8 protein-coding genes are annotated in these 12,267 nt (G+C 68.3%); 2 read left to right on the forward strand and 6 right to left on the reverse strand.

The window, feature by feature from the left end:
- A partial coding sequence (locus GVN21_RS19670; RefSeq protein WP_166576440.1) for a hypothetical protein occupies positions 1-262 on the forward strand: 262 nt, incomplete at its 5' end.
- A gap of 3 nt (positions 263-265) precedes the next feature.
- On the opposite strand, the gene GVN21_RS21275 is transcribed toward GVN21_RS19670, so the two are convergent.
- The 5 genes from GVN21_RS21275 to GVN21_RS19695 all read right to left on the reverse strand — a co-directional run bounded on the left by GVN21_RS21275 (position 266) and on the right by GVN21_RS19695 (position 10,175).
- Positions 266-4,489, reverse strand: coding sequence for an ATP-binding protein (locus GVN21_RS21275; RefSeq protein WP_166576441.1), 4,224 nt, complete (start codon positions 4,487-4,489; stop codon positions 266-268).
- A gap of 25 nt (positions 4,490-4,514) precedes the next feature.
- The gene (locus tag GVN21_RS19680) at positions 4,515-5,201 is read right to left on the reverse strand and encodes a response regulator transcription factor (protein WP_166576442.1); all 687 of its coding nucleotides are present in this window, start codon (positions 5,199-5,201) and stop codon (positions 4,515-4,517) included.
- A 207-nt stretch (positions 5,202-5,408) separates the two neighbouring features.
- A complete protein-coding gene (locus GVN21_RS19685) occupies positions 5,409-6,629 on the reverse strand; it encodes a hypothetical protein (RefSeq protein WP_166576443.1) in 1,221 nt (406 codons plus the stop codon).
- A gap of 1 nt (position 6,630) precedes the next feature.
- A complete protein-coding gene (locus GVN21_RS19690) occupies positions 6,631-8,841 on the reverse strand; it encodes an ATP-binding protein (RefSeq protein WP_205690195.1) in 2,211 nt (736 codons plus the stop codon).
- A 44-nt stretch (positions 8,842-8,885) separates the two neighbouring features.
- Complete coding sequence (locus GVN21_RS19695; RefSeq protein WP_166576444.1) at positions 8,886-10,175, reverse strand: site-specific DNA-methyltransferase; 1,290 nt, start codon at positions 10,173-10,175, stop codon at positions 8,886-8,888.
- Between the two features lie 240 nt (positions 10,176-10,415).
- Between GVN21_RS19695 and GVN21_RS19700 the strand changes: the two genes are divergently transcribed.
- Entirely contained in the window at positions 10,416-11,531 is a 1,116-nt protein-coding gene (locus GVN21_RS19700) for a hypothetical protein (protein WP_205690196.1), read from the forward strand.
- A gap of 264 nt (positions 11,532-11,795) precedes the next feature.
- On the opposite strand, the gene GVN21_RS19705 is transcribed toward GVN21_RS19700, so the two are convergent.
- Positions 11,796-12,267: SRPBCC domain-containing protein (locus GVN21_RS19705; RefSeq protein WP_205690197.1), on the reverse strand; the 472-nt coding region annotated here is incomplete at its 5' end.

A 12,267-nucleotide genomic window follows, 5' to 3' on the forward strand; every position in this document is an offset into this window, starting at 1 on the left:
GGTGTGGGTGCGGGACGACGGGGACGGGGACTGTTTCATCGACGAGTGCGTGGCGTTTCCGGGCGGGCGGTTTGACGACGAGGTGGACTGCCTGTCGCTGATCGGGCGGGCGATGGACCGGGTGAGCGGGCCGCCTGTGCTGCGGGACGGCTGGCGGCGGGATCTGCCGGAGTATGCGGATGGGGGGTCGATCTGGGAGCCGGGGGTGAACAGCGGGTTCGGGCTGCCGGAGTATGCGGACTGTGGGGATGTGTTTGATTGAGGGTTAGCTGAGGGGGCGGAGGTGTTCGCAGGCGGTAGTGAGGGCGGCGGGGTCGCCTGACGCGGCGGCGGCTTCCGCGGCGGCGAAGGCGGCTTCTTCGGCGGGCAGGCCGAACTGGGCGGCGAGGCCGGCGGCGGCGTGGGCGGCGTCGCGGGCGGCGGCAAGGCCGGTGGTGGGCCAGGCGAGGACTTCGGCGGCGCGCTGGCGCAGGGCGGCGGCGACCTGGGCGCGGGCGGCGGGGGCGTCTGGGCCGAGGACGGTGTCGATGGTTGTGGGGGCGGCGAAGTCGGCGGCGATCTGGGAGAGCTGGGCGGCGGTGAGGGGCTTGCGGACCAGGCGGACGGGGTCCTGGTCAGCGAGGCGGCGGGCCAGCGGTCCGTCGATCGAGGCGGTGAGGATCAGGGCGGGGGTGGCGTGGCCCTCTGCGCGCAGCTGAGCCAGGGCGGCGGGGCCGTCGAGGCGGGGCATGCGGACGTCGAGGATGAGGAGGTCGAAGGGCTTCCCCTTCTCCCTAGCCTTTCGGGCGGCGTCGAGGGCGGCCTGGCCGTCGGGGACGGCGGTGACCGTGTGGCCCTGGCGGGTGAGCAGCTGGGCGAGGGTGTCGCGGGAGAGGTCGGTGTCTTCGGCGAGGAGGACCCTGGCTCCGCTGAAGCTACGCAGGGCTTCGTGCGGTTCGGCGGTGGCGGGGCGGAGCGGGACGGTGAGGCGGAAGACGGCGCCTGGTGCGTCCAGGCGGTTGTCGCCGGTGAGGTCACCGCCCATCCGCTGGGCCAGGCGGCGGGAGAGGGCCAGGCCCAGGCCCGTGCCTTCGGCGCGGGCGGCGGCGTCGCCCCGGACGAAGGGCTGGAACAGGCGGGTCTGGTCGGCGGCGGTGAGGCCGGGGCCGTGGTCGAGGACGTCGAAGGTGAGGTCCGTGTCGGTGGCGGTGAGGACGAGGGTGGTCTCGCCCTCGCCGTAGCGGAGGGCGTTGGTCAGCAGGTTGCGCAGGATCTGGGCGATCCGGCCGGCGTCGCCCTGGGCGGGGGTGGTGACGTCGCCGTGGGCTTCGAGGCGGAACGGGCGGGCGTTCGGGAAGGTGGCGGCGAGGTCGAGTTCGGTCTGGGCCAGGCGCAGGGGGACGAAGGGGGCGTCGACCAGGGCGATGCGCTCGGCCTCGACGGCGCCCAGCTCGGTGAGGTCGTCGACCACGGCGGAGAGGGAGCCGAAGGCCTCGCGCAGGCGGGCGACGTCGAGGGTGGCGGGGTCGTCGGCGGCGAGGTCGAGCAGACCCTGGATGCCCTGCATGGGGGTGCGCAGCTCGTGGGCGGCGCCGGCGAGGAGGCGGGTCTTGGCGCGGCTGGCGCGGTCGGCGCCCTCCTTCGCCAAGGCTTCGGAGGGCGGGCCCTCCTGGAGTTGGGTCGGAACGAACTCCCCCTCCCCCTTCAGCATGGCGGTGGCGCCCAGCGCCCTCCAGGCGGTCTGTTCGGCGGCGGCGAAGCGGTGTTCCAGGTCGGGGCGGGCGGCTTGCTTGGCGGCGGCCTGGGCGGCGACGGCCACGACCGCCTGCTCCATGAGGAAGCCGGACTGGGCGGCGGCGACCACGGCGGCTTCGTAGGCCTGCATCGCGGCGCCGACCTTGCGCTTGGCGAGCAGGACTTCGGCCCTCAGGGCCAGGCTGCGGTGGCTGTAGCTGACCGGGTTGAAGCGGGCGCAGCGGTCGACGATGGCCATCTCCCACTTGGCGAGCGGCATGCCGAGGCGGGCGCGGGCCAGGCCGCAGTGGAAGGCCCAGATGACGGTGACCGGGTGGTGCCTGAGGCTGTCGAAGCGGGTCCCCATCCGCCGCCAGACCGACAGGGTGGTCTCCCAGGCGCCGTAGGCGTTGGCGAGCAGGACCTCGAAGGTCATGGCGGCCATGGCGACCTGTTGCAGGCCGGGGCCGGCCTCGCGCTCGAACCTGGGGCTGTCGAACAGGTCGCCGACCAGGCGCCAGGGCTCGGGGCCGCCCTCGGCGAGGTTGGCGGAGAGCTGGGCCAGGGCGTCGATCAGGGGCTCGGTGGCCTGGTCCTGAAACCTCGCGGCGTTGGCCTTGCACTCGGCCAGGATGCGGCGGTGGCGGGCCAGGGTGATCGGCATCCGCATCGAGGCCAGGGCGCGGTCGCGGTTGGCGTAGGCGGCGACGCCGAGGTCGCCTTCGGCCAGGGCGAGGGCCTGCAGCCGCTCGGCCTCCTCGAAATGGTGGCCGGCGTCGATGGTCAGGCCGAGGCCGAACTGGAGGGACAGCTGCATGGCGGCGGCGCGCAGGGGCTCGTCCCGGTCCAGGCGGTCGAAGGCGGTGCGGCCCCAGCGGTCTGCCCCGGCCCAGTCACCCATCAGGCAGGACAGCATGCAGCGCAGGGCGGCGGCGAAGGCGCCGCCGCGCAGGGCCGGATGGATGGCGGAGCGGGCGGCCATTATGGCGGCGATGCCGGGGTCGCGCTCAAAGGCGATGGCGCCCAGGGTGTTGAGCAGGCGGTGGGCGCTCGCACCGCGCGGGGGAGACTTGGCGGGGGTGTCGGGGGTCAGGCGCATAACCACCACCGCAGCCAGCGCCGCTGGAAGCGAGCCACGCGCCGGCAGCGACAGGCCGAGGCGAGCCACGGCGGCGCGGCCGAGGTCGAAGGCGCGGGCCGGGTCGCCGGACAGGCGGGCGACGAACACGGCGGTCTCGGCCGCCTCCAGCTGCTCGGCCTCGCCCCGGGCGCGGGCTTCCATCACGGCGGCCAGCTCGGCGCCGGCGGCGAGGTCGCCGTCCTGCACGGCGGCCAGGCCGGCCTCGCGGGCGGCGGGGTAGGTCTCGGCGCGGGCCCGTTCCTCCAACCGCAGGGCGGCGTCGGCGAAGGCGCGGGCCAGGGCGGCAAGGCCCGTGGCGCGGGCGGCGGCGGCCCCGGCGACGAACAGCGGCGCCCAGGCGGCGGGCTCGGCGCCCTGCAACCCGGCCTCCAGGCGCAGGCGCAACATGGCCTCGCGCTCCGCCCCCTGGACGGCGCCGGCGCGGCGCAGCTGTTCGGCCCAGAGGCCGGCGTCGGCGGCGCGGCGGGCGGGGTCGAGGCCGGCCAGGGCGGCGGCGCGGATGGTGTCGTGACGGAAGCGGACGCGGCCTCCCTGGTGGAGCGGGGCCACCTCCAGCAACCCCTCCTCGACCAGGGCGGCCAAGGCGGTGTCGAACCCCGCACCCAGGTCGGCGACGGCCTCCAGCGGGCCGCGGTCGGCGGCGTCGCCGAACACGGCGGCGACCTCCAGCAGGCGGCGCTGGTCCGGGGCGGCGGCGAGGATGCGGCGCAGCAGGATCTCGGCCACATCCTGGCCCAGGGCGGCGGCCGCGGCGGTGCGGTCGAGGGTCCAGCCGCCCCTCCCCCGATCTCCTTGGCCTCTCACCAGCGCCCCGGCGTCGGCCAGGCCCTCCAGGGTCTGGATCAGGGCCAGCGGTGTGAGGGCGCCCGGCAGCAGGGCCAGCACGGCGGCGGCGGTGACCGCGTCACCGCCAAGGTGGGCGGCGGCGATGCCGTGCAGCGCCTCGCGCGACAGGGGAGCGAGGTCGAGCAGCAGGCCGGGCTCCAGCGCCGGCGAGACCAGGGCGGCCGGTTCGGCGCTCCGCTCGGTGGCGATCAGGGTCAGACCCGGTAGGTCGCCCTCCTGCGCCAGGCGTTCGTAGAGACGGGCGGCCTGGCCCCGCGCCCGGCCCCAATCGTCGAGCACCAGCAGGATCGGCAGGCCCAGCCCCGACGCCCAGCGCAGGAAGCAGGCGGCCGCATGGGCCAGCCGCTCGCCGGCCGCCTCGGAAGTGACCGGCGCTCCGGCCGCCCGGTCCTCCAGCGAGCCGAACGCCGGGTCGAGGGCGGCCAGCACCGGGGCCGAGGCGCCCAGGGCCGCGCGCAGGGAGGCCAGGCCCGCCTCCGGATCATGCAGCTGGTCCAGCGCCTGGCCCAGCAGGGCGGCGAAGGCCTGGCCGGCGGCGGCGGCAGAGGCGCCGGCGGGCCCCTCCGCATGCTTGCCGAGCGCGACCAGGGCGCCGCCGGGGCTAACCTGGACGGCGGCGATCGCCTCGCGGGCCAGGGCGGTCTTGCCGGCCCCGGCCTCCCCCCGGATGACCACCAGGCGGATGGCGGGGTCCTCGATGGCGGCGGCCAGGCGGTGGCGCTCGGCCTCGCGGCCCAGCACGGCGCCCTCGGCGCGGGCGGCGACCAACGGCGCGCCGGCCCTGGCCATCAGGCCGCCCTGCCCCAAGCCGTGCTCAGCACGCGACCGCCTCCAGGCCGGTGCGATAGCCGAAGCCGGGGGCGGTGACGATCAGCCGATCGCCGCCGGGGGCGCCGGCCAGCTTGCGGCGGATGCGGCTGATCAGGATATCGACGGTGCGCAGGTCGCCCTCGTCGGGCTTGCGGCTGATCCGCTCGAACAGGGCCTCGCGGGCCACCACCTTGCCGCCGGCGGCGATCAGCAGGGCCAGGATGGCGAACTCCCCCCGGGTCAGCGGCGCCTCCACCCCGTCGGCGGTGACGGTGTGGGCCTCCAGATCGACCCGGAACGGCCCCAGCGCCAGCCGCCGGCGCGGGCTGCGCCGGCGCAGCACGGCCATCACCCGGGCGCAGAGCTCGCCCAGATGCACCGGCTTGGTGATGTAGTCGTCGCAGCCGAGCTCCAGGGCGGCGATCCGGTCCTCGGCCGCGTCGCGGCGGGAGACGATGATCAGGCCGAGGCCCGGGGTGTCGCTGAACTCGCGGGCCAGGGACAGGCCGTCGAGATCGGGCAGGCCGATGTCGAGCAACAGGCAATCAGCCGGCGCCTCGCGCAGCAGGCGGCGGCAGGCCAGCGCCCCGCCGGCGGTCCGCACCTGATACCCGGCCTGCTCCAGAGCGCGGGCGTAGAGGTCGCGCAGGGGGGCTTCGTCTTCGACAACGATGAGGCGTTTACCCGTCATGGGGGACAGGGTGGCGGATGTGGGGGTGGGGTGCAATGTGGGGGAGTGCAGGCGGCGTCTGCTATGCGCCAAGACCGGCCAACTGTCGGAGTTCGCTTGCAGACATTCGTTTTGCCTCGAATTAGAGCACGCGAAGAGGCTCACGCGCCCATCGCAAAGGGAGTGCGAAGGAGCGGGGGCGCTTCGCCTCTGCTTCTGGGTCCCCGACTATTCGGCGGCGTAAAGCGCGCTGGGGATGCGCGGCATGCCCGGCCTCTGTACATAGGCCGCATAGCGTTGTTGGACGCGCGTGATGAAGGGCGGGAGCAGCCGCCCGACACGACGCCATTTTTCCTTCTCGAGCGCCTTCAAAGACTTCACCTTGAGGTCCTTGAACTTCACCGAATAGGTTTTCCCACCGAGCATCGCGAAAATGATCGCCTCATTGTCCTTCTCGCCCGTGAAGGTGCCGTATAAGGGATCAATCTTCTTTTCTGGCTCGGCAACGACCTGCGCCTTTAAGAAGTACAGCTCCATGTCTTCGCTGCCCCTCAGGCAATCGCATTCAGCCCGGATGTTGATGTAAAAGACGTCCCGACCTTCAGCCAAAGAGAAGGCGAATACATCGCCGGGAGCGAAGATGTCCGCCTTGAGCTTCTCATCGCGCAGAAACCGCTCGCCCTCCAGCACCTTAAAGATAGAGGCGTTGTAGGACTCCTGGTTGGCCGCGTGCCGCTCTTTCACGGTTTCGACGAAGGGCGTCAGGTTGAGGTCGGACGCGGCCATCCGCGACTCGACCAGGCGGTTAATAAGCTTGTTCATCTCCATCTCGGGCGGGACCCCGTCATCGCCGAAGGTCTGCCAGAGGATGACCGGCCAGTAGGGGGCGCGGTTGTGCAGATCGATGAAGAGGTCGTTGGCCGCCCGGAGGAAGCCCTTCTCCCACGTCTTTAGCGTAAGGACGGACGGCGTCTCATTGGCCCAGGTCTCGAGCACCTCGTAGACCTTGTCGGCAACCTCGGTCTTGGACTTCACGAGAATGTGGGACTCCTCGACGCTCTTGTGGAGCTCCGGGTCTGTCGACAGCTCTTCCAGGACTTGCTCGGGGCTCTCGTTCGTGAAGATGAAGACGGGCGCATGCCTGCTTTTGCTAAGACGCTTGAGGAAGGCGATGTTTCGCTGGACCATGTCTTGGTTGAGCGCGTCCGGAAGTCTGAGGCCGGCCTCTAGCGGGATCCCGTCCCGGTTCGCCAGGTTCCAGTCCATTACAAAGAACGACACGCGCGCGAAGTGGTCCAGGTCGTAGTCATCGGCGGGAAGCTCCAGCAGACCGATCGGATGGCCGCCGCTCTCGCGGATATTGGCGAGAATCTTGTCGATCGCCTCTTCCTGCCCAATGCCGTTGTCGATGACGACCGCGATGCCCTTGAAATGATTGGGAGCTACCATGTCATGCCTGCTCTTTTACGAAGGTCACCAGCAGGTTGGCGCCCTTGAGAATCCGCTGATCCGCCGCTGCGATCTCGATCGAGTATTCGTGCCGCTCGAGGAGCTGTCTGGCGATGTAGAGTCCCAGCCCTCGGCCATCCTCACCCTTGCCTGAGTAGAAGGGCTCGAAGACGTAGGGGACATCCTCGTCCCGGAAGCCGGGTCCATTGTCGGCGAAGGTCATCGTGCCCTGGTCGCCATCGAGCAGAATCTCTATTTTGCGCGGCTCCGGCGCGCCCTGCAGCCAGTAGGTCGCATTGTCGAAGAGGTTCAGCAGAAGCTGAAGCAGCACCGCATCGGTGGTCTTGGCGACCAGCGGGGACCCCATCGTTTCGACCGAGACCTCGATACGGTTCCGCTCGAGGAAGCTGGCGAAGATTTTCGAGACTTTTTCGACCAGGTCCACGACGCGGATGTCTTTGCGACGCTGCTTGGTCGAGCGAAACAGGAGCTGCATGTCGCCCATCTGGGACTGGACGAAGCTGAGCAGGCCCCGCATCGAGACGAGTTCCGCCTGTAGGGCCTCCCTGTCGATGGACCGCCCGCTGTTCACCAAATTGAGGAGCTTGTCGATGGCCCCCATGACGCGATGCATCGCCAACATGAGGTCGTGGGAAGCCGCCTCCACGGAAAGACCGACACCTGCGAGGTGCTCAGTATTCTCAGCCCGCTGGACGAGGTAGCGGCGCTCGGCCTTGTACTGTTTGTTGGCCTCAAGGAGGGTCTCCCGAACCTTGGGCGGCGTCTTCTCGTCCGTGGCGGCGCTGACCGCCTCGTCCATCAGCGTCTGGACCTTGCCCGACTTGAAGACATCGACGTCCGACGACGTCTTGGCCTTCTGGCGGTACTGGCCGTAAGGAGACTTCCGGACCCAGGCGAGCAGGGCTTGGAGGAGGGACCGCAGGTCGTCAACCGCCTGGCCCGTGTCGACGAGCCCCTCCCGGCTCGTCTTGTCGCGCAGGTTCGGGTTCTCGGCCTGCGAGATGTTCACGAAGCCTACGACCTGATCGTTGCTCAGGAACTCGCTGGCGCGCACCGTGCCGCGGCGGACGTCGATCAGCAGCCAGTCGTCGTCAGGATCGCCGTAGGGATAGACCCGGATTCCGTCCCGATAGAGGTAGATTCGGTGCTTCTTGATGAGCTCCTTGTCCTCCTTGTCCAGCAACAGCTTGCCCTTGGCGTCCGCGCTGAAATCGAAGACGTAGAAGGAGAAGCCGAACGGACCGCATTCCGTCGTTAGGCGGGAAGCGTTGTCAGGGGTCAGGCCGCGGCGCTTGAGATAGTCGCGGAAGACCGTCAGACCGTTGATGTCGGGCCCACTGATGGGAAGTGTCTTCTGCTGGCCGTTGAGCTGGAAGTCGAAGACCCCCCGCGCCGCGTCGAAACTCCCCTCGATCTTGAAGACTGTGTGGTCCTTGAGCAGGACGTCGAGCCGGTCGCGGGAACTAACACCCAAGGGCTCATAAACGTCGTCCCGGTAGACAAAGACCGAGAAGTCATCGTCGGCCCCTGGCGGCGAGCCTACCGCATCAGGCTTGGGATCGCTGAAGATCGACTGGAGACGACCCAGGTCCTCATAAACCTTCTCGACCTTGGCGCGGGTCCATTTGCCGACCGGAGGCGAAATCTCGATGCGGGTGCCCTGCGGTCTGCGCCGCCGATCGACACCTCCGAGGTCAATGTCCTTTTCGATAATCGTGGTCGCTGGCGATATCGTTTCCAGTTGGAGTTCGAGTTCGTCGAGGAACATCGCGCGCTGGTCGTCCAGAAAGTCCACGTCGTACTGGCTGAGCTTCAGGTCCAGGACGTTCTCGTCCGCGGAGTTCTCGGGCCTCGTCACGATCCTGACGTCCCGCCCCAGCTTCAGAAGCGCGAAACGGCCTATACCCTTTTCCCCCTGGATGATCCGTCCGCGGGCTGTCTTGCGCTTGTCGTTGTTCTTCGCGAGCAGCTTGAGCGGCGTGGCCGGGTTGACCCAGTGATTTTCGATTACGTCGGCGGTCATACCGACGCCGTCGTCCTCCACGACGATCTTGGCCCTGGGTCCGGGTTTGAACTCCTCGTCGAAGTTCTCGAACGTCACCGTCACCCAAGACGCGTCAGCGTCGTAGGCGTTCTTAATCAGCTCCGACAAGGCCACCTGCTCGTTTCGGATCAGCTGATCGCCGAGCATCGTCAGAAGACGGGCATACGGCTTGAACTTAAGGGACTTGCTGGTCATCGGCGCTGCGCCATCACGACATATTCCTCGGCGTATATTCCCATCCTCGTTGGCGTGGACGAGAGCCGCCCGTTCGCCTGCCGGTACGGCGTATTGGGTTTGTTGGAGAGGGGACGCCTGAGGACGGAGATGTTTTCGAAGCCGGCGTCGATGAAGCACTCGACCATATGGTTGGCGTTGTCGATGCGCACGTCTTTGAGCTGCGTGTTACCAACGACGAACACGCACACGCCGCCCGGCCTGAGGAAGTCGTGGCAGCGCCCGACGACCTGTTGCATGTCCAGGAAATAGCTGGCAAGCGACTCGGCAAGCGCCCGGTCTTTCTCAAACAGCCGGAACACGATCTGCAGGCCGACTGGGTTGAGATTGCGCAAGGCGAACGAGAGGTTGGACCGTCGGCTCGCGGTGCCGATCACGTCGCGGCGTAAGTCCCGGTGGTCCTCCGCGTAGTTCAGCCAGAGCGCGGACAGCTGGTGCACATCGGCATATTCATACGACATCGCATAGGGCGGACTGGTGATGATCAGGTCCAGCGGCGCGGCGGGACCCGGGACGCTTTTCACGTCGGCGCGATGAACCTCGAACGGCGGCAGGGTTGCCGACGACGCCTCCGCCCAAGCGGCCATCATCAGTCTGCACTGCTTTTGGAACGACTGAAGGACAGGCGCTGGCGTCTTCTCCTCGTGCCTGGCGGGTTTCGTCGACCGCGCTTTCCATTGAGAGGTCGGCTTGGCGATGGCCGAGAAGGCGCAGTCGAACAACAGGCGCGCCTCGCTGTGGTCTTCGGTCTCTGACTCTATCGCGTTCCTGAGTTTGACGAGGTCTTCGAACTGTCCAGCCCGGTACCAAGGGGTCAGGCGCGAGACAGCCACCGGCGACAACGTCGACGCCCGGGAGGCCGTCTCGAACCTCAGCGAGATCCGATCCGCAGCCGCCGTGAAAGCCTCGAGATCCGGCCTCATGCCCTTGACCCTGGCGATGAGCGTCGCGACCGGATTGATGTCGCAGCCCCAGAATTCGAGATTGCGCACCGCGGTTTCATAAAGAACAGTCCCGCTGCCGCAGAAGATGTCGCCGATGCGCTTCACCTCGACGCCCCGGCGGGTCGCCAATTCGATCGCCTTCTGGAAGATCAGCGCCGGAAACTTCGCCGGATAGACGTGGATGCTGTGGATGCGCGCCTCGCGCTCGGCGGCCTCGGCCCAGTCGGATGACAACGGTGCCGCCTTCAGGCGATTGTAGTCCAGGGACGCCCCGGCGGTTTCAGGGCGTTCGATCACAAGCATGCAGCGTCCCCCCTCGCCATCCACGGCCCCCCCCCACGAGATGCCGATCAAGGATCAACAACCTATGTGGGTACAAAAAACAATCAACCGTAAAAGGCTGTGTCCACGGACGGGATTGAACAGCTTCCTTTCCGGTCTGTACGCCTCTACGAAGTTGGGATGAAGGTGCGCTCGATTCACCCGTTCCCAGCCCGCATGGCGCCGGACTTAGCCTTGACTGCGCTAGCCGATCTTCCGGTCATGAGCACCGTACTGGACCCAATGATGGGCTCCGGCACCGTCGTCCGCCAAGCCCTGGAATACGGCCACAACGCCGTCGGCTATGATCTCGACCCCCTGGCCGTGCTCATGAGCAAGGTCTGGACGACCGAGGTGGCCGATGACGCAATCGACGCCATGCTCAAGACTGTGCTGGCGATGGTGGACGCCATGGGTGCCTCCATCCCTACCCTTGAGTGGCAGGCGGACCCGGAGACGACCCAGTTCATCGAGTTCTGGTTCCACGAGAACCAGCGCGCCGAACTGGCGAGACTGTCCTCCGCGCTGGATCAGCAGGACAAGCTTGAGTTGACCGTCAGAGATCGGGCGGCGCTCGATGTTTTACGCGTGGCGTTCAGCCGGATCATCATCACCAAAGAGCAGGGCGCATCTCTGGCGCGCGACACCTCCCATAGTCGTCCTCACCGGGTATCCCTCGTCTCTGACTATCGTGTCCGCTTCCATTTCGAGCGATCCGTCGCACAGGTTCGGAAACGAATGCTCGAAAGTCCGCCCAAGGGCATGGCCCAGGTGGGCCAAGGCGATGCGCGCGCCCTTGTGCTGGAGGACGGCAGCGTCGACGCCGTCATCACGTCGCCGCCCTATCTGAACGCGATTGACTACATGCGAGGCCACCGCATGTCGCTGACGTGGCTGGGCCACTCGATCCCGGCGCTCCGGTCCGTCAGATCGACATCGATCGGCGCTGAGCGCTCCGCCGATCCCCATGATCGCGACGCTGAGGTCAGCAAGGTTGTATGCGCCATGAGAGGCCCGGATCCTCTCGAGAAACGCCTGGAGGGCGTGATGGGTCGTTACGCCTTGGACCTGATCGACATGACCGCCGAAATCGCGCGGGTCCTGAAAGCAGGTCACCGAGCGACCTTCGTCGTGGGCAACAGCTGCATCAAGGGCACCTTCATCGATAACGCGCGGGGGGTCGCGACGGCCGCCGGGCTGGCCGGCATGATCCTCCTCGAGAGCCGGGAACGCGATCTGCCAGCGGCGAGCCGCTACCTGCCGATCTCGGGGAAGGCGCTCTCCAAGCGCATGAGGACAGAAACCGTGCTCACTTGCGAGAAGCCGCTCGCGAACTAAGAAAAGGGACGCGATAGCGGCGCCCCCGACTTACCGGCCCGGCTCCGCATGGAAGTGATCGCAAATACGGATGTTCTCGCCAGGGGCCTTCAGCGGTGCCACCCGGGCCTCGCCACCGAGGGCGGCCCGCCAAACACGGCAGACCGCTCCACCCGGGCGAAGCCAGGTGCCTGCGCACGGTGCTAACGTCGCCTTCGAGTCAGAAGCTGTCATTAGGCTCCGGGCCACATGCTTGCAAAGGTCGGGGTCAACAGCCACAGCCCCTCACCCCTCCCCCAACACCGCCTCCATCCGCCCGTAAACCTCCCCCAACCCATCCGTGAACCCCTCCTCCACGGCCTTCGCCCGCGCTTCAGCGCTGGCGTAGCGCATGGTCACCGTCAGGCGTGTCCCTTCCCCTGTCTGGGCCAGGTCGGTGATGACGGTGGGGCCGGTGGTGGGGTCGCCGTTGAAGTGTTCGCGGTGGGTCATGTGGTGCGGGGGGTCGGCGGCGAGGATGGGGCCGGAGAAGGTGAAGGCCGGCCATTCGAAGAGGAAGGCGCCACCGGGGCGGGCGTCCATCTCGCAGCGGAGCATGTCGGGGCCGAGCCATTGCTTGATGAGGGCGGGCTCGGTCAGGGCGCGCCAGACGCGGGCCGGGGAGTGGGGGAAGTCGCGGACGAGGACGACGTCGGTCTCGGCGTCGAGGGTGACGGTGAAGGCGGGGGTCATGGCTGGCTCCGGGGCGGGGTTTCGG

Origin of the sequence: Caulobacter sp. SLTY (assembly GCF_009905535.1) — a bacterium.
GTDB lineage: Bacteria > Pseudomonadota > Alphaproteobacteria > Caulobacterales > Caulobacteraceae > Caulobacter.

Coding starts and splice junctions, on each gene's coding strand:
- GVN21_RS21275 (WP_166576441.1), bottom strand. CDS start 4,489: ATGGCCAGGGCCGGCGCGCCGTTGGTCGCCGCCCGCGCCGAGGGCGCC.
- GVN21_RS19680 (WP_166576442.1), bottom strand. CDS start 5,201: ATGACGGGTAAACGCCTCATCGTTGTCGAAGACGAAGCCCCCCTGCGC.
- GVN21_RS19685 (WP_166576443.1), bottom strand. CDS start 6,629: ATGGTAGCTCCCAATCATTTCAAGGGCATCGCGGTCGTCATCGACAAC.
- GVN21_RS19690 (WP_205690195.1), bottom strand. CDS start 8,841: ATGCTCGGCGATCAGCTGATCCGAAACGAGCAGGTGGCCTTGTCGGAG.
- GVN21_RS19695 (WP_166576444.1), bottom strand. CDS start 10,175: ATGCTTGTGATCGAACGCCCTGAAACCGCCGGGGCGTCCCTGGACTAC.
- GVN21_RS19700 (WP_205690196.1), top strand. CDS start 10,416: ATGAGCACCGTACTGGACCCAATGATGGGCTCCGGCACCGTCGTCCGC.